Origin of the sequence: Ruminococcus sp. OM06-36AC, assembly GCF_003438725.1 — a bacterium.
GTDB classification, from domain to species: domain Bacteria; phylum Bacillota; class Clostridia; order Oscillospirales; family Ruminococcaceae; genus Ruminococcus_C; species Ruminococcus_C callidus.
The window spans coordinates 19,105-36,771 of the sequence record NZ_QSTT01000011.1 but is presented as its reverse complement, the minus strand read 5'-3'; the positions used below and the strand labels follow the sequence as shown (position 1 = coordinate 36,771).

15 protein-coding genes are annotated in these 17,667 nt (G+C 39.5%); 13 read left to right on the top strand and 2 right to left on the bottom strand.

Translation table 11 applies throughout. The annotated features are described in order from the left end of the window. Positions 1-93 precede the first annotated feature (93 nt). The 9 genes from DXB92_RS08500 to DXB92_RS08460 all read left to right on the top strand — a co-directional run bounded on the left by DXB92_RS08500 (position 94) and on the right by DXB92_RS08460 (position 7,599). On the top strand, positions 94-1,572 hold the full coding sequence (locus DXB92_RS08500) for a Y-family DNA polymerase (RefSeq protein ID WP_117733542.1): 1,479 nt from the start codon (positions 94-96) through the stop codon (positions 1,570-1,572). After that, on the top strand, positions 1,569-1,970 hold the full coding sequence (locus tag DXB92_RS08495) for a hypothetical protein (RefSeq protein ID WP_117733541.1): 402 nt from the start codon (positions 1,569-1,571) through the stop codon (positions 1,968-1,970). Before DXB92_RS08500 ends, DXB92_RS08495 begins: the two co-directional genes overlap by 4 nt. A gap of 147 nt (positions 1,971-2,117) precedes the next feature. Then, positions 2,118-3,626, top strand: coding sequence for a class I SAM-dependent DNA methyltransferase (locus tag DXB92_RS08490; RefSeq protein WP_117733540.1), 1,509 nt, complete (start codon positions 2,118-2,120; stop codon positions 3,624-3,626). Continuing rightward, positions 3,616-4,311, top strand: a complete 696-nt coding sequence (locus tag DXB92_RS08485; protein ID WP_181976992.1) for a restriction endonuclease subunit S — start codon at positions 3,616-3,618, stop codon at positions 4,309-4,311. Before DXB92_RS08490 ends, DXB92_RS08485 begins: the two co-directional genes overlap by 11 nt. Positions 4,312-4,485: 174 nt before the next feature. Next, on the top strand, positions 4,486-4,818 hold the full coding sequence (locus DXB92_RS08480) for a hypothetical protein (protein ID WP_341473036.1): 333 nt from the start codon (positions 4,486-4,488) through the stop codon (positions 4,816-4,818). Between the two features lie 49 nt (positions 4,819-4,867). Then, complete coding sequence (locus tag DXB92_RS08475; RefSeq protein ID WP_117733537.1) at positions 4,868-5,791, top strand: hypothetical protein; 924 nt, start codon at positions 4,868-4,870, stop codon at positions 5,789-5,791. A gap of 49 nt (positions 5,792-5,840) precedes the next feature. Then, the gene (gene xerA, locus DXB92_RS08470) at positions 5,841-6,827 is read left to right on the top strand and encodes a site-specific tyrosine recombinase/integron integrase (protein WP_117733536.1); all 987 of its coding nucleotides are present in this window, start codon (positions 5,841-5,843) and stop codon (positions 6,825-6,827) included. A gap of 17 nt (positions 6,828-6,844) precedes the next feature. Further along, entirely contained in the window at positions 6,845-7,063 is a 219-nt protein-coding gene (locus DXB92_RS08465; RefSeq protein ID WP_117733535.1) for a hypothetical protein, read from the top strand. Further along, positions 7,063-7,599 (top strand): restriction endonuclease subunit S, encoded by a 537-nt coding sequence (locus tag DXB92_RS08460; protein ID WP_117733534.1) that lies wholly within the window; start codon positions 7,063-7,065, stop codon positions 7,597-7,599. The genes DXB92_RS08465 and DXB92_RS08460 overlap by 1 nt, the downstream gene beginning before the upstream one ends. Here the strand turns inward: DXB92_RS08460 and DXB92_RS08455 are convergent. Beyond that, positions 7,596-8,192: a restriction endonuclease subunit S gene (locus DXB92_RS08455; RefSeq protein WP_242986631.1), complete on the bottom strand. Its 597-nt coding sequence runs from the start codon at positions 8,190-8,192 to the stop codon at positions 7,596-7,598. The genes DXB92_RS08460 and DXB92_RS08455 overlap by 4 nt on opposite strands. A 37-nt stretch (positions 8,193-8,229) precedes the next feature. On the opposite strand from DXB92_RS08455, the gene DXB92_RS08450 reads away from it, so the two are divergent. The 4 genes from DXB92_RS08450 to DXB92_RS08435 all read left to right on the top strand — a co-directional run bounded on the left by DXB92_RS08450 (position 8,230) and on the right by DXB92_RS08435 (position 15,817). After that, complete coding sequence (locus DXB92_RS08450) at positions 8,230-8,850, top strand: HEPN domain-containing protein (protein ID WP_187118441.1); 621 nt, start codon at positions 8,230-8,232, stop codon at positions 8,848-8,850. Positions 8,851-9,030: 180 nt separating this feature from the next. Beyond that, entirely contained in the window at positions 9,031-12,072 is a 3,042-nt protein-coding gene (locus DXB92_RS08445) for a type I restriction endonuclease subunit R (RefSeq protein ID WP_117733532.1), read from the top strand. Between the two features lie 571 nt (positions 12,073-12,643). Next, positions 12,644-14,176: a recombinase family protein gene (locus DXB92_RS08440; protein ID WP_181976991.1), complete on the top strand. Its 1,533-nt coding sequence runs from the start codon at positions 12,644-12,646 to the stop codon at positions 14,174-14,176. A 402-nt stretch (positions 14,177-14,578) separates the two neighbouring features. Beyond that, the gene (locus tag DXB92_RS08435) at positions 14,579-15,817 is read left to right on the top strand and encodes an insulinase family protein (RefSeq protein ID WP_181976990.1); all 1,239 of its coding nucleotides are present in this window, start codon (positions 14,579-14,581) and stop codon (positions 15,815-15,817) included. Positions 15,818-15,900: 83 nt separating this feature from the next. Here the strand turns inward: DXB92_RS08435 and DXB92_RS08430 are convergent, their stop codons facing one another. Continuing rightward, positions 15,901-17,592, bottom strand: coding sequence for an AAA family ATPase (locus tag DXB92_RS08430; RefSeq protein WP_117733529.1), 1,692 nt, complete (start codon positions 17,590-17,592; stop codon positions 15,901-15,903). Positions 17,593-17,667 lie beyond the last annotated feature (75 nt).

Sequence of the window (17,667 nt, the reverse complement as noted above, 5' to 3'; positions counted from 1 at the left end):
AAAGCCTTGCAGAAATGCAGGGCTTTTCTTGTTTTTTGGGGCAAAATATGATATACTACTAGTAAGGAAATCAGAAGGAATAGAGGTGTCACGATGGCAGCGTATATTTGCATTGATCTGAAAAGTTTTTACGCATCTGTGGAGTGCGTGGAACGAGGTCTTGACCCGTTGAATACCAATCTGGTAGTAGCAGATGCCGGTCGAACGGAAAAGACGATCTGCCTTGCGGTCACGCCTGCCCTAAAGCAGTATGGCATTCCGGGCAGAGCGAGACTGTTTGAGGTGATCGAAACCGTGAGGCGAGTCAATGCACAGCGTCTGCAAAAGCTGCCAAATCACGAATTTACGGGAAAATCCTGTCTCGCTTCGGAACTCGGTCAGAATCCGTCCTTGCAGTTGGATTTCATCATTGCACCGCCGCAGATGGCACACTATATGGAGATCAGTACAAAGATCTATGAGATCTACTTGCGGTACATTGCACCGGAAGATATTCATGTGTATTCCATTGATGAGGTCTTTATCGATGCAACAGGTTACTTGAAAACCTATCACTGCACACCGCAGGAACTGGCGAGAAAAATGATCCGGGAAGTACTGCAAGAGACAGGCATTACAGCGACTGCCGGCATTGGAACCAATCTGTACCTTGCTAAGATCGCCATGGATATCGTCGCAAAGAAAATTCCTGCGGATGAGAATGGTGTAAGAATCGCTGAACTAGACGAAATGTCCTATCGGGAAAAGCTGTGGAGTCATACCCCACTGACCGACTTCTGGAGAATTGGCAGCGGCTATGCCAGGCGATTGGAAAAGATGCAGATCTTCACCATGGGTGATCTGGCACGCTTTTCAGAGCATGGAGAAGACCTGCTGTTCCGGATGTTTGGCGTGGCTGCGGAACTGCTGATCGACCATGCCTGGGGGTATGAATCTTGTACCATGCAGGCAATCAAAAGCTATCGACCCAAAGGGCATAGCATCAGTCAGGGACAGGTGCTTCCTTGTCCCTACGACTTTGAGAAAGGTCGGTTGATCGTTCGGGAAATGACCGAGCTGCTGGTGCTGGATCTGGTGCGAAAGAAAATGGTTGCGGATCAGATCGTTTTGATGGTGGGATACGATCACACCGGAATCCCGGAAACCTATCGGGGTGAACTAAAAAAAGACCGTTACGGCAAGAAAGTCCCCAAAGCTGCACACGGTTCGGTGAACCTGGGAAAGCAGACTTCTTCTACCAAACGCATCATGGAAAAAGTACTTTCTCTCTACGACCGGATCGTTGATCCGGAATTGCAGGTGCGGAGAATGAGCATCACAGCGAATCATGTGATTCCAGAGGGCGAAGTACAGGAAGAAGTGATGCAGTACAGCCTGTTTGATGATGTAGAGGTACAGGAACAAAAGCGAAAACAGGAGCAAGAGTCCTTAAAGAAAGAACACCAGTTACAGGAAGCTATCCTGAGTATCAAGGATCGCTATGGAAAAAATGCGATCTTGAAAGGCATGAACTTTCGGGAAGGTGCAACGACCATGGAACGAAATGAACAGGTTGGAGGGCATAAGGCATGAGAAACTATGAGGATATCCGGAATCATGAACGCTACCAGTTAAAGCATCATACGCCCATGTCCTTGGAAAGCCGTGCGGCACAGTTTGCTCCGTTTGCGGCACTGGTTGGTTATGACGAGGAGATCGGAGAAGCTGCCAGATCGACCGATGGCAGAGAAGAACTGTCGGAAGATGCTATCGATGCATTGAATCAGGCATTTCAGAAGCTGCTGGAGCATGAGAAAGAACGTCCGCTGGTAACGGTAACATACTTTCAGCCGGATGCCAAAAAAGATGGCGGCAGGTATATGACCTATACCGGGAATTTCCGATTCTATGATGCGGAGAAGCGAGTGATGAAGTTTGTGGATGGGATGGTGCTTGGTGCGGGGCAGGTGTGCCGGATTGAAATGAAATAAGCCATCTCAAAGTAGTTGATTTTTTTTGACAAAAACGTACGCACATTACTTGAATTTTTCGACATATTGTGGTATAATAACTTTGAATAAAACATTGTAGCAAGAAAGTTACAGATAAAGACATGAAAACAGATTGGAAGGTCAATAATGGCAGAAAAAACAAACGCTAACATTGGATTTGAAAAACAAATATGGGATGCTGCTTGTGTGTTATGGGGACACATTCCTGCGGCAGAATATCGAAAGGTTATTGTTGGATTGATTTTCCTTCGGTACATATCCTGTGCTTTTGATAAGAAATATCAGGAGTTGGTTGATGAAGGCGATGGATTCGAAGATGATAAAGATGCCTATACAATGGATAACATCTTCTTTGTTCCAGAAGATGCGAGATGGAACAAGATTGCAGAGGCAGCTCACACGCCTGAAATTGGTACTGTAATTGACGATGCTATGCGGGCAATTGAGGAGGAAAACAAGTCTCTCAAAGATGTTCTGCCCAAAAACTACGCAAGCCCTGATCTGGACAAACGTGTCCTTGGCGATGTTGTAGATATTTTTACAAACAACATTGACATGAGCGAAACTGGACAAGATGAGGATTTGTTTGGTCGTACTTATGAGTACTGCATTGCAATGTTTGCAGAAAAGGAAGGACAAAAAGGCGGCGAATTTTATACACCGTCAAGTGTGGTAAAAACGCTTGTTGAGATTTTGAAGCCGTTTGAAAATTGTCGTGTCTATGATCCAGCTTGTGGAAGTGGCGGCATGTTTGTACAGAGTGCAAAGTTCATACAGGCACATAGTGGCAATCGAAACAATATCTCGGTATATGGTCAGGAAGCAAATGCAGATACCTGGAAAATGGCAAAAATGAACATGGCAATTCGTGGTATTGAAGCAGATTTTGGATCACATCAAGCGGATACATTTAGCAATGATTTGCATAAAACCTTGAAGGCGGATTTCATTTTGGCAAATCCTCCATTCAACTATCATCCGTGGGGACAGGAACGCTTGACAGAAGATGTTCGCTGGAAATATGGCGTACCACCTGCAAATAATGCGAACTATGCCTGGATTCAGCATATGATTCATCACCTTGCACCGAACGGAAAAATCGGGCTTGTACTTGCAAATGGTGCATTGAGTACGCAGTCAAGCGGTGAAGGTGAAATCAGAAAGCGAATTATTGAAGATGATTTAATTGAGGGCATTGTTGCAATGCCGACACAGCTTTTCTATTCTGTTACAATTCCTGTTACACTCTGGTTTATTTCCAAGAATAAAAAGCAGAAAGGCAAAACGCTTTTCATAGATGCTCGAAAAATGGGATTTATGGTGGACAGAAAGCATCGAGATTTTTCAGATGAGGATATTGCAAAGCTTGCGGATACTTTCACTGCTTTTCAGAATGGCGAATTGGAGGAAGTCAAGGGTTTCTGTGCCGTTGCAACAACAGAAGAGATTGCAAAACAGGATTATATTTTAACGCCGGGTCGATATGTTGGCATTGAAGAACAGGAAGATGATGGCGAGCCGTTTGATGAAAAAATGAAGCGTTTGACTTCGGAGCTTTCTGAGATGTTCAAGAAGTCCCATGAGCTTGAAAACGAGATCAGGGAGAAATTGGGGGCAATTGGGTATGACATCTAATTGGAAAACTTGTCAACTTGGTGAATTGGTAACATTCACATCAGGTGGAACACCAAGCAAAAAGAAAGCGGAGTATTGGAACGGCTCTATTCCGTGGATAAGTGCTAAAACAATGAAAGATGAGCATATTAGCACTTCTGATTTGATGATAAGTGAAGAAGGGCTTAAAAACGGAAGTCGGCTTGCTCCGCAAGGATCAATTTTGTTTCTTATCAGAGGTAGTGGTCTTTTCAATGGTATTCCTATCTGTTTGGTTGATAAGCCTGTTGCCTTTAATCAAGATGTTAAGTGTATTAACTCAATCTCAGAAATAGAGAACAAATACGTTTTTTATTGGTTGTTATCTCAGGCAAGTACGTTAAGTGCTATAGTCGGAGTGACAACAATAGGTGCAGGAAAATTTGATATGGACGTAATAAAGCGTCTTGAAATATCTTATCCCGAAAAAGAAGTAAGAAATGAAATAATAAGAATAGCTGACGCTATATCTGATAAAATACGCTTAAATACTGCGATAAATGAAAATTTAGAATCGCAGGCTCAAGCGATTTTTAAGTCTTGGTTTGTAGATTTTGAACCGTTTGGTGGGGTTATGCCTGAGGATTGGAGCGAATGTATCCTTGATTCTATGTGTTCACTGATTATTAAAGGTATAACTCCAAAATATAATGAACACTCCGCCTAACTTGTTATCAATCAGAAATGCGTTAGAAATCATCAAATAGACCTATCCTTAGCACGTTGTCACGAGCCTAAGAAAGTAAATGAAAAATGGCTCCAATACGGCGATATTGTTGTAAATTCAACTGGAACAGGAACACTTGGAAGAGCAGCGCAGGTTCTGTTTACTCCGAACAATATGACTGTCGATTCTCATGTTACCATCATTCGTGCTTCAAAACAAGAGTATATTTATTATCTCGGCTTATGGGCGACTTCTCATGAACATGATTTTGAGATGCTACAGACAGGTAGTACAGGGCAGACAGATTTACCTCGAGAAAGACTAAAACAGATGCAAATCGTATTGCCATCTGACAGTATTCTTAGCAGCTTTTCCAAAGTAATAAAGCCGATTGCTGACATTAGAATACAAAAACAGCAAGAAACCCAGCGCCTTTCAGCCCTCCGTGACACGCTCTTGCCGAAACTGATGAACGGCGAAATTGACGTGTCAGCGGTGCAGATTTAGGCGGCTTGCAAGCGTAAATTTTCATTTATAAAAGGAGTGATTTACTTATATGGGAGCTTATAATTTTACTTATCAACTTCCAAATAATTTTAATAATAGAGTAATTCAATTTTTACAGCAAAAAGGTAGAAACGATTTGCTAATTGCCTTTCAGCAATGTACATTTGAATACGAAGATTTAGGAAATGCGTACCGTAATGGAATACGTGGTGACAATTGGGATATGAATGCTATTGATTTTACTATTGAAGGTTCTTCTTCCAATATAAAACTTCTAAATGCAAATAAACAAATATTAGATGATGTTATCGATAAAGCCTTACAGTCTCGTAAATCAGGACTTCAATTAAAAAATATTTACTGTCTTATAGCTGATGGAAATGATGAATTTATTTCTCAATCAAATGAAGAAAGGCTGAATTGTGATATTTCGGTAGCTAATTCCGTTTTACAGGATTTAATACGCATTGGTGAGTGCGTTTGCACAAGTGTTGAGTACAATAAATCCACCAAAGAAAATATTATAAATGATTTTTTCAGAAATGGATTAAGCCTTATGGGATATCACGAAAATAAAGATCAAACTCGCCACGGCATTTCGTCCGGTGGAAAAGATGCGGGTGAAGTAGATATTTTACTTACTAAGGAAGGTAGGGAAATAGCTTTATTTGAAGGATTAAAACTTGAATATGTAAGCACAAAGTATATAGATGAGCATATTGATAAAGCAATTAATAATTATAATGCTTTGGGTACTGCTACATTTGTTGTCGCATACGTTAACACATCAGATTTTTCAGATTTCTGGAGAAAGTATTTATCTCACTTGAAAGAATGTAATTTGAAAATAAATGTGAAAAAAGGAATACAGGAATGTACACACCCAAATGCTTCGATAAGGATTGCAAGTGCTATTTTTTCAAGAGATGATTATGATTTTCCAGCCTATTTTATATGTTTAAAAATTGAATAGATAGTCGTGGAATGTAGTGATGTTGGTACAACGAGAGGAGTACCAGCACATGAAAACAAGAATCATCACAGAAATCGAGCAGTCCATGCTAAAACACCTTGACAATGCGCAGCTTAAGGAATTACACAGAGTTTTAGAGCATGTTCTCAGTGGAGTAACCATATCAAAGTCCTCAGAGGATACTGAGGAAGCGTCAAACGAAGATGTGCTAAATGACTTCATAGCTGCAAAGAAAATCGAAGGTTGTTCTGACAAATCGTTAAAATATTACAGAAAAACTATAACTGTGGCACTGAACAGCGTTGGGAAAGAGATCAAGCACATCACAACTGATGATCTGCGTAGTTATCTTACGAAATATCAAGAAGAAAAGAAGTCAAGTAAGGTTACGATGGATAATATCAGACGAATTCTTTCGAGTTTTTTCTCATGGCTTGAAGATGAGGATTATATCATAAAAAGTCCCGTTCGGCGTATACACAAGGTGAAAACAAGCAAAACAATAAAAGAAACATACACCGATGAAAATTTGGAGCTTATGAGAGATAGTTGCGTAGAATTGCGAGATTTAGCGATGATAGATATGCTCGCATCTACCGGAATGCGTGTGGGAGAAATGGTGCTTTTGAACCGGGAGGACATCAATTTCAACGAGCGAGAATGTGTAGTCCTTGGAAAAGGTGATAAAGAGCGTATTGTTTATTTCGATGCACGTACAAAGCTACATTTACAGAACTACTTGGATGCCAGAACCGATAATGATCCTGCTCTGTTTGTTTCGCTTCGGGCTCCTCATAATAGACTGACAATTGGTGCAATTGAACTTAGAGTACGGAATTTGGGGAAATCTTTGGGAATCCACAAGGCACATCCGCATAAATTTAGACGAACACTTGCTACAGTGGCGATTGACAAAGGAATGCCGATAGAGCAGCTTCAAAGACTTCTTGGGCATCAACGAATAGACACAACTTTGCAGTATGCAATGGTAAAACAGAGCAATGTGAAACTTGCTCATAGAAAATATATAGGATAAATCAGGAGGGTTTCTCTATGGATATAGAGAAAGAATTGCATTTCAAGTTTAATGCTCCTTTGCATGAGCAGGATACTGAAATGCAAACTTACGGTTGCAGACAAAACAATCCAGATATTTGTGGAAGCAACGGGATTTCAGGAATTTGCGCTTTCTGTTCAGAGGATAGAATATGCAAAAAGCCGTCTCGTGCTTGGAAGAAGCAATATCTTAAACTAAAAAACGAGGAAGAATAATGAAACTATTGGATATATGTGAGGCTATTGTTGATTGTCCGCACTCAACAGCCAAAGATGAGGGAAAAGGCTATCCATTAATTCGCACTCCTAACATTGGAAAAGGCAGATTAAAGTTTGATGGCGTACATAGGGTGTCGGAACAAGTATATAATCAGAGAAATGAACGAGCTGTACCGCAAGCAGGCGATTTAATACTTGCAAGAGAAGCTCCTGTTGGAAATGTGGCAATAATAAGGCAGGGACAACAAGTTTGTTTGGGGCAAAGAACAGTACTTATTAAACCTAACAAGAAATACGTCGATCCTGATTTCCTTGTATATTATCTTTTATCTCCCGAATTACAGCATAAGCTCCTGAGTTCATCTAATGGAGCTACGGTTAGTCATCTGAATATGTCATCTATCAGATCACTTGAAGTGCAGGTGCCTGGCATTGATGTTCAAAAAAGAATAGGTGCTATACTTGCAAGAATAGATGATAAGATAGAGCTGAATGCTGCAATAAATGAAAATTTACAACCATTAGCAGCTTAAATCCTCACTTTTGATACGTCAATCTCGCCGTTCATCAATTTGGGTAAGAGAGTGTCACGGAGCAAAGCAAGTTTTTCGTTTTCTGTTCGATTCTGGGAATATTGATACATTAAAGAACCTACGATATTTTCGTATTTTTGCAAGCATTCTTTACTTGGAATTATTATCTCAGTTTTTTTCAAATCTCCTTGAGTAATTAGCGGTTGAGTTGAACCTCTATTCATTGCTTTATAATCAATCAGCTTTAGTATCTGATATGTATACTCATAATAATTACTTTTAATCACAAGTGTATTATCAGATGTCCAACACGGATAATCGAATCTTTGCACTATGCCATGAGTTCCAACTCTACCAATAACAAGTATTTTATCATCGTGATTAAATTTATTTGTATATCCCATTATTGCTGCTGCACCAATTAAGGGAATACTAGCATCTTCTGTTTTATCATTTTGTTTCATAGGAGGACGTTTCCCACTTAAAACATCTGCAACATCTGAAAAAGCACCAACATTCCAATCCACAGGCATGACCCCACCAAATGGCTCGAAATCCACAAACCAAGACTTAAAAATCGCCTGAGCCTGCAATTCTAAATTTTCATTTTTATTATGTTAGGAGACAATGATGAGAGAAAGATATGATGATAAAGGTAATTTAATTGGCTGTTGCCGAATGGTATTTGATGAGATACCTGATGATTATCAAATCCAAAAAGTTATATTGGAAGATATGGTATATGATCTCTCATATTTAGGTGTTATGAAGCATTTGAGAGATAATAATGTGGCACAAGAATTTTCGGATAATAACTTTTATTCCTTGGAAGTGCTGTCCCACATGGCTCTTGATTACCTTAATTCGGCTATGTATCTGCATAAGGGTATTATAGCTGACAGAGGTCAAGACCTTGTTTCGTACTATGTTATCCCCTGTGCTTTCCTATGCAAACACTCGATAGAGCTGAAAATTAAAGAATGTTTACTGTCAATGGGCGAAAAAGAGCTGAAGGGGCATAGCGTATTAACATTATGGGATAAGCTGAATAAAGAAGGTTTGCCACAATACGACAAGTTGAGAGCTTTTATAGTAGAAGTCGAAAAGATAGATAACAATGAAATGGCTCTAAGATATGGTATTTCAAAAGGATTAGAACCATTACAAGAAAAATTCAAATTTGATGTGGATAATCTTATTTCAAATACAATGTTTCTGTTCAATATACTTGAAGAATACGTACAAAGATAAAGAAATTGACAATTTATTTTGGTATACTCCATATAAACTGTTTGCACATATTAGCCCTCCGCTGAAATTACCTGAATTATGCGTATATGATTTGTCTCAAAAACAGTTATCCTGTATGGATTATGACAGTAAAAGAATGATGAGTACTGAAATTTAAAATAACAGAAAGAAGATAACGAAATGGCAGCCTTTTATACAGAGTCCGACTATGAAAACGCCATTATAGAGCTATTTGGAAATACGCTTGGTTACGAATGCGTGTGCGGTTATGACATTGACCATAACGTAAAGTCTCCGCTCTATGATACCGTGTTGGAAGAAAGCGTTTTTCGCATCAACAAGGGAAAACCGTATGATGCAATCCAAAACGCCCTTCTCACCCTCAGAAATTTTGAGAACGGAACCCTTGTGCAGAAAAATGCTGTATTTACAGACTACTTGCAAAATGGCATTTCTGCAAGATATACCGAAAATGGCGAGGAACGCTCTGCTTTAATCTATCTGATTGATTGGGATAACATCGAAAACAATGCTTTTATTTGTGCCAATCAATGGACATTCATTGAAAATAGTAACCGCAGACCGGACATCCTGCTTTTCATCAACGGACTGCCGTTGGTATTGATTGAATTGAAATCCCCTTCCAGAGAAAATACCGATGCAAGCGAAGGTTACACGCAGATTCGTAACTATATGCACGAAATTCCATCCATGTTCTACTATAATCAGATTTGTGTGATGTCTGACCAGCTAACCAGCAAAGCAGGAACGATTACCAGCGATGAAACACGTTTCATGGAATGGAAAACCGTTGATGGAAGTTATGAAAATACACAGATTGCACAGTTCGATACTTTCTTTGAAGGAATGTTCCAGAAGAAGCGACTTTTGGACATCTTGAAAAACTTTATTCTGTTTAGTAATGATGGAACAAAGCAGATTAAAATTCTTGCCGGTTATCATCAATATTTTGCTGTCAATAAAGCGATTCAATCTACCAAAAAAGCAACTGAAACAGATGGAAAAGGCGGTGTTTTCTGGCATACCCAAGGCAGCGGGAAATCACTATCTATGGTCTTTTATGTTCATCTTCTGCAATCTGCATTGAATAGTCCGACTATCGTTGTCTTAACAGATAGAAATGATTTAGATGACCAGCTGTATCTACAATTTGCAAAGTGCAGCGATTTTCTTAGACAAAAGCCAGTTCATGCAGAGTCAAGAGAACATCTTCGGTCTTTGTTAGAAGGTAGAAAAGCAAATGGGATTATCTTCACCACCATGCAAAAGTTTGAAGAATCCTTTGAATGCTTGTCAGATCGAAGGAACATTGTTGTCATGGCAGATGAAGCACATAGAGGGCAATATGGGCTTACGGAGAAAGTGGACGAGAAGTCTGGTAAAATCAAAATTGGTGCAGCCAGAGTGATCCGAAATAGTTTGCCGAATGCTACATACATTGGTTTTACTGGTACACCTATCTCTACAAAGGATAAATCTACACGAGAAGTTTTTGGCGACTATATCGATATTTATGATATGACGCAGGCAGTGGAAGATGGTGCAACACGTCCGGTTTACTATGAATCAAGAGTGCTGAAATTGAAGTTAGACGAGCAAACCTTGAAACTGATCGACCAAGAGTATGATCGAATGGCGGAAAATGCAGATGCGGGTGTGATTGAACAGTCAAAACATCAGCTCGGCAAAATGGAAGCGATTCTTGGCAATGACCAGACTATCAATTCTCTTGTGACAGACATTCTTGACCACTACGAAAACAACAGAGCAAATCTGCTGACTGGAAAAGCAATGATTGTTGCTTATTCCAGAGGGATTGCCTTGAAGATTTATCATAAAATTCTCGAAATTCATCCGGATTGGACAGAAAAGGTTGCAGTTGTGATGACTTCATCTAACAAAGACCCAGAAGAATGGAGAGAGATCATAGGCAATAAGGCTCATAAGGAAGAATTGGCAAAGAAATTTAAGGATAATAAGAGTCCTTTGAAAATCGCAATTGTAGTCGATATGTGGCTGACAGGATTTGATGTGCCTTCTCTTGCAACAATGTATGTGTATAAGCCGATGTCCGGACACAATTTGATGCAGGCAATTGCAAGAGTAAACCGTGTTTTTGAGGATAAAGAAGGCGGTCTTGTTGTGGACTACGTTGGCATTGCAAATGCATTAAAACAGGCAATGAACGACTATACAGCAAGAGATAAGGACAAGTATGGCGACACTGATGTTGCTAAAGTGGCTTATCCGAAGTTTCTAGAAAAGATTTCGATTTGTCGAGATTTCTTTTTCCAATACGATTACACAAAATTTATGACTGGAACAGATCTGGAGCGTGCAAAAACAATCACTGGTGCAGTTAATTTCATCATCTCTCCCGCAAAAGAAGAGGACAAGAAGGAGTATCTGAAAGAATCGTTAATGCTGCATCAGGCATTGTCACTCTGTTCTTCTATGGTAGAAGAATCTCTGCGTATGGAAGCTGCTTTTTTTGAATCGGTTAGGGTGCTCGTGCTTCGTTTAGAGAATAAAGGGACTGGTAAGAAGCTTTCTCTTGGAGAGATGAATGCTCGTATCAATGAACTGTTAAAGCAAAGCATTAAAAGTGATGGTGTCATCAATCTGTTTTCCGATATTGGCAAGGAAATTTCTTTGTTCGACTCGAAATTTTTGCAAGAAGTTGCGAATATGAAAGAGAAGAATCTTGCTGTAGAACTTCTAAAGAAATTAATTGCAGAGCAGATTGTCGTCTATAAGCGTACCAATGTTGTAAAGTCCGAGAGATTTTCTGAAATCATGCAGCGAGCAATGAATCAGTATCTAAATGGAATGCTGACAAATGAAGAAGTTATCGAAGAAATGATGAAGCTCGCAAAACAGATAAAGGAAGCTGGCGAAGAAGGAAAATCATTAGGACTTACTGCTGATGAGCTGGCGTTTTATGATGCGTTAACCAAACCTCAAGCAATCAAGGACTTTTACAAGAATGAAGAACTAATTGCGATTACAAAAGAACTGACGGAAACATTACGTAAAAATAAAACGATTGACTGGCAGAAGAAAGATTCCGCAAGAGCAAGAATGCGTATGATGATAAAGAAGCTTTTGAAAACGCATAAATATCCACCAGACGATCAGCCAGAAGCAATTGAAGCCGTTATGACACAGTGTGAACTATGGGCGGATAATCTTGTAGAGTAAAATATACTTTTTTACTGGTGCAATTTCAGATGAAATGATCTGTTCACCTACTATATAACTACGCGCTACCGTGCCGCCCGATTGCATCGAGCAATGCCAGCATACACTCGCTAACGCTCCTCTGCTGACAGCCCTCATAAGAGGGCAATCATCTATATATTTATATATTTTAATATTATCTTATATCATATATAAAATAATATAAATATAATAGTTATGGAATATAAGAAAAACGAGAAAAAGCAAAAACAGCACCTTTTGTGGCAGCCAATCGATTCTGATAAAGTTTCGGTAAAACGGAGTCGTAAAAGGTGCTTTTTCTTCTGCTGGAAAAGATCAATGCAGAAGCTTGACGTTGCTCTGAAAATATGCGAAATCAGATAGTGGTGACGTTCGGGACTGTCAATTTTTCATCGGGAACAAGTTTGATTTGTAAAAGCTGTAGTTTTTTGCCTTGGCTCTCACATCGATTTGTGAGAAGCGAAGATTTTCTTCTCAAATCTCCAAAAATAGTAGCATTTTCGTGGGAAACGTGATAAAATAACAATGCTGCAGCAGAAGGAGAATGAATATGATTGAGATCAAACGAGTTGCTCTCTACGCCAGATTTTCCTCGGATCATCAGAGAACCGAGTCCATCGATGCACAGATCAGAGCAATGAAGGAATTCTGTGATCATAACAAGTGGAAAATCGTAGAGACTTATATAGATGAAGCATACTCAGCCACCAATGACCGCAGACCAAGCTTTCAGCGTATGATCACAGACAGCGAAAAAGGATTGTTTGACATCGTTTTAGTGCATAAACTAGATCGTTTCAGTCGTAATAGATACGATTCGGCAGTGTACAAAAATAAGCTGAAACATAACGGTGTTCGCCTTTGTAGTGTCCTGGAACGGCTTGACGATTCTCCGGAATCCATCATTTTAGAAGCCATGTTGGAGTCCATTGGTGAATACTACTCTTCCAACATCGCACGTGAAGTGATGAAAGGACTAAAGGAAAATGCTTTTCACTGTAAGCATACCGGAGGCTCACCGCCATTGGGATACGATGTTGGTCCGGATAAGAAACTGATCATCAACGAACGGGAAGCCGAAGCTGTAAGGATCATCTACGATATGTATATCAATGGATACGGCAATCGTGACATTGCAGAACGCCTCAATGCTGCCGGATACGTTACAAAGAAGGGCAATCCATTTGCTCCAAATCATGCAGCTTTTTATGAGATACTGAACAATCTCAAATACACCGGAATCTATGTTTACAATCGTTCTTCTGCAAAGGATTACAACCATCGGCGAAACAGTCACCGCCATAAGCCGGAAGAAGAAATTATAAGAATCGCCAATGGCTGTCCTGCGATCATCTCACAGGAAACCTTTCAAAAGGCTGCGGAAAGAAGAAAATCTGCTTCTGCCGTAGGAAAATTGGGTGCAAAACACTTCTACCTCTGCTCCGGCATGGTTCGGTGTGGAGAATGCGGTAAGAAGATGAGCGGAGGAAAGCGGTACGGCAAATACCATTTTCATACCTACTGCTGTACAGCACACCGAAGCGACTGCTGTAACTTCAAAGAGATAGACAGTGAAAAACTGGATCACTACGTGATAGCACTTTTGGAGCAGGAGTTGTTTTGCGAGGTATCGATGAAAAAGCAGATCCGGCATCTGAATCAGTGCATCAGCAGGCATAACCGAAAACTTCCTGCATGGAGAAAAGCACTGGACGAACAGCTGGACAAACTCAATCTGGAATACATTCAGCTACAAAGCAGTAAAGAGAAAACGATTGAAATCTGTGAGCAGATCAATACACTGGAATCCCAGAGAATCGCTTTTGAAAGCAGTCGGAATAATTTGCAGGAATTAGAGGCTGTCGGGTATGCAGACTTCTGTGGATTGATCGATTCTTTCTTCGCACTGCAGGAAGAACCCTTCCGGTTCCGTACATTCATCAGAGATTATATCAAAAGCATTACAGTGTATCGGGAAAGTGTTGTTTTCAGTCTGGACTGCGGTTTCGGTCTGCTGGACGGAGTTGTCAGGGAATTTGCAGCGAAGCGAATCGATTTCAAAACGCCTTCCCAGAGAATGTGAGATTAAAATTTTGGAGATGACAGAAAGGAGCAAAAGCCATATCGAAACGATCAAGTGGTAACAAGAAATGGAGGAATTCAAATGAAGGTACTGTTTTTATAGCACTCCCAAAAAATATCGCATACTCTTGACAACAGGTTTATAATAGAGTTAAGAGGTGATGGTTATGTTACATGACGAAGCAAGAAAACTGCTTATTGAAGCTTGACAAATTACGGTATTGTACACTGTAAAAAATTGAACGGCTGTTTTCAAGCCGCTCCACAATATCGTTTTTTATCACTGTTGTTGAACTTACAGAGATTTTTTGCAAAGCCCATTAAAATATAATCAACTTTGCATATAATGATTCTTGGAGAGGAATCTTAAAACTACTACTTTTATTTTATGAGGTTTTTTATTTTGGAACACTATATAAATCCCAAAAGTCAAATTTCAACATATTTCTATCCAATTGAAAATGCACAATCAGTTACAATTGGTTGGTATATTCGTTGCGGCTCACGCAACGATAGCATAGAAAAAAGAGGAATCTCATATCTTTTAGAACGATTTCTATATTCATCTACTCCGCACTATGAATTTGAGAAAATAGGTGGAATTTTTGATGCAATTACAGATAAAGATTATACGAGATTTAGTTTGAAATTTCATCCGAAGTATTTACATAACGCATTAAATTGCTTTTTTGATTTTATTTTAAAAAGTGATTGGAATCAAGAAAAATTTAATATTCAAAAAGACTTGCAATTGAGAGAAATTGAAAGAAGCGATATGCGATATGACAAAATGCTTGGATCGTTATTATGGAATGATCATTCGCTTTCCTACCCAGTTATAGGTACTAAGAAAACTGTATTAAATTTGCGGTTGAATGATTTGATCTCACATAAAAATCGTTACTATACACAAAAAAATGTCGCTTTTTTTGCTGCCGGAAACTTCGATGAAAATAAGATAGTATTAATGAATGAATTTTTATCAAATGCCGAATTTCCCTGCGGAGTTAAAGAGTCGTTTCAAGCACCTAAAATAGGAGAAAGAAAACCTGATATCAAATTCTTAAATTATGCTGATAATGAATTGGAAGTGGCATTATATTTTGATTTGAATTTTAATGTTGTTAACAGAGATTGTGTCACGTTATTAAATTCAATTTTAGGTGAAGGAGAATTATCCTGTTTATCCAGTTGCTGTTATAAAAGTAAGTGTATGTATAATGCGTACTCTTTTGTGAGTACACACATTGATTCAGCAGTACTTTGTATCAATTATCATGTAAAAGCACATGATTTTTGGATGTCGCTAAATATGATAATTGAACAAATTGAACGCATAAAAAAGTGTAAAGAAGAAAGCCTTGCATACAATAAACCATTTTTTATGGATAATATGTGGTTTTGGCTCGAAGATACACGGCAATTTAATGATTATTTTGCGTGGAATACATATTTTTGTGGTTCTGAAAACTTTACAATTGAGCAAAAAATAGAGTCTTTTAAAAATATTTCCTGCGATGAGTTAAATAAAACAGCCAATACAATTTTTAGGTTTTGTAATACCTCAGTATTAATTTGTGGTCAAACGAATAAAATTGATAAAACTGAATTAAATGATTTTTTGCGCAATAATCTAAAATAGCGGAACAGAAATTTTTTGCAGAGCTCTAAGGGATTTTGTCTTACCAATGCAATAGAACGATGTGTTCAATAAAGCTGATACTTTTAATAATCGAAGTGATCCACACCGCCGGATTTTACTCTGCACCGTTTCTGGCAGAAACAGATTCCAAGCTTTGCGATGTTTTCATACTGTTCGTCCCGCAGGCTTGCCTCGTAGTCTTTTTCCTCGATTTGCCTGAGGGCATCTTCGCAGGCTTTTGTCATCTGGTTGTACTTTTCCACAACCTTAAATTCCAGAATTGCAGCATGATGCCATCTGGAACGCTGCTTTACCACCAGATCAAACCGCCCGTTGCCAGACTCTCTGTTAGAAACCACCATATAACCGTTAAATCCGGAAACCAGTCCGGTCACAAAGCCATGGTAATAGTTTTCCTGTTCGTCAAAACAGCTGATGGTGTTGGTCAGCCAGGTGCATAGCAGATCTTCCAGTTTTTCTGCATCTGCATGAATGACAGATTCCAGAATGTCTGTTCGTCTGTCACGGTTGATATGGTCGATAAACCACGAGCGAATGGTGTTCTTATAGATGCTCTTGATCTCCACATTGGGAATCACCATGTCATAGTAGGTTTCGTCGCCGACCGTTTCGCAGGAGATGATTTTCAGATAGCCAGTAAATAACAGAAAACTCCAGATGTAGTCCTGATTGACATCGATTGTGCCGTAAGTCACGTCTTCAAAAATCTGCGTGTGAATCGGCGTGCCGTTGATGAGTTCCTCTACCATAGACTTGGTACGCTCGTTGGACTCCTCGATAAGCCGCTTGACAATCCGATTGGAGCTGGTGTTCGACCAGTAAGGTTCACAGGCAACCATGTCGTTTTGCAGGTAGGAGTCAATGCAGTTGAGAACACTCCATGGGTTATAGATCTCTGTCAGTCCGAAACGATAGCCGTCATACCACTTTGCGATTGTTCCGGCATACTGTTCCAGGGAGAAGGTTTGCAAAATCTCTTTCATTTCTTCCTGTGTAAATCCGAAATACTGGGAGAACTTGTTCTTTGTGATGGAGTAAGTTTTCAGGTTGTTCAAGCCTGTGAAAATGCTCTCTCTGGACACCCGCAGACAGCCTGTCAGAACTGCAAATTCTAGCGAGGGGTTAGTTTTTAACGCAGACTCAAAGCAATTGCGAATCAGGTTTGTCATATCATCGTAGAAGCCTTCGTGGTAGGCGTTTTCTAACGGTACATCGTACTCGTCAATGAGGATGATGACGTTCTTTTGATATACTTTCTGCAAGCATTTTGACAGCAATTTGACTGCAGAATTATACTCTTTTGGCTCTGCAATTCTTTTCTTGATTTTTTGAAATTCCAGCTTATCTTCTTCGCTGACTGCATCTGATTGCAGAATGATTTCATGACGTTCAAATTCATCGGAAAGCAGTTTGACATACTCAAAATAGGCTTCTTGATAGGAAGCTCGCTTCATGCTTTTCAGTGAAATGCTGATTACCGGATACTGTCCCTGATACGCCATATACTCCGGATATGCTGCGATTTTCAAGCCGTCAAAGAGATAGGCGTTGCTTTTCTCAGTTGCTTCAAAGAATCGCTGCAGCATACTCATGTTGAGTGTTTTGCCGAATCTTCTTGGTCTGGTGAAAAGATTGACCGTTTCTTTGTTTTCCAGGAGCTCCTTTATCATCAACGTTTTATCAATAAAGTAGTACTCGTTGTCCACCAGCCGCTTGAAATCCTCTACGCCAATTGGCAAGGGTTTGTGTTTCATGTTCTCACCTCTGCTTGTTTCTGTAATTTTACCGGGGTTCTTGTTATTGTTATTATACCATGTTCCTGCGGAAAA

What these genes read in the sequence shown, in the direction of transcription:
- DXB92_RS08475 (WP_117733537.1), top strand. Translation starts at nt 4,868, where the DNA reads ATGGGAGCTTATAATTTTACTTATCAACTTCCAAATAATTTTAATAAT.
- DXB92_RS08430 (WP_117733529.1), bottom strand. Translation starts at nt 17,592, where the DNA reads ATGAAACACAAACCCTTGCCAATTGGCGTAGAGGATTTCAAGCGGCTG.
- xerA (WP_117733536.1), top strand. Translation starts at nt 5,841, where the DNA reads ATGAAAACAAGAATCATCACAGAAATCGAGCAGTCCATGCTAAAACAC.
- DXB92_RS08465 (WP_117733535.1), top strand. Translation starts at nt 6,845, where the DNA reads ATGGATATAGAGAAAGAATTGCATTTCAAGTTTAATGCTCCTTTGCAT.
- DXB92_RS08495 (WP_117733541.1), top strand. Translation starts at nt 1,569, where the DNA reads ATGAGAAACTATGAGGATATCCGGAATCATGAACGCTACCAGTTAAAG.
- DXB92_RS08450 (WP_187118441.1), top strand. Translation starts at nt 8,230, where the DNA reads ATGAGAGAAAGATATGATGATAAAGGTAATTTAATTGGCTGTTGCCGA.
- DXB92_RS08480 (WP_341473036.1), top strand. Translation starts at nt 4,486, where the DNA reads ATGACTGTCGATTCTCATGTTACCATCATTCGTGCTTCAAAACAAGAG.
- DXB92_RS08490 (WP_117733540.1), top strand. Translation starts at nt 2,118, where the DNA reads ATGGCAGAAAAAACAAACGCTAACATTGGATTTGAAAAACAAATATGG.
- DXB92_RS08485 (WP_181976992.1), top strand. Translation starts at nt 3,616, where the DNA reads ATGACATCTAATTGGAAAACTTGTCAACTTGGTGAATTGGTAACATTC.
- DXB92_RS08445 (WP_117733532.1), top strand. Translation starts at nt 9,031, where the DNA reads ATGGCAGCCTTTTATACAGAGTCCGACTATGAAAACGCCATTATAGAG.
- DXB92_RS08460 (WP_117733534.1), top strand. Translation starts at nt 7,063, where the DNA reads ATGAAACTATTGGATATATGTGAGGCTATTGTTGATTGTCCGCACTCA.
- DXB92_RS08440 (WP_181976991.1), top strand. Translation starts at nt 12,644, where the DNA reads ATGATTGAGATCAAACGAGTTGCTCTCTACGCCAGATTTTCCTCGGAT.
- DXB92_RS08500 (WP_117733542.1), top strand. Translation starts at nt 94, where the DNA reads ATGGCAGCGTATATTTGCATTGATCTGAAAAGTTTTTACGCATCTGTG.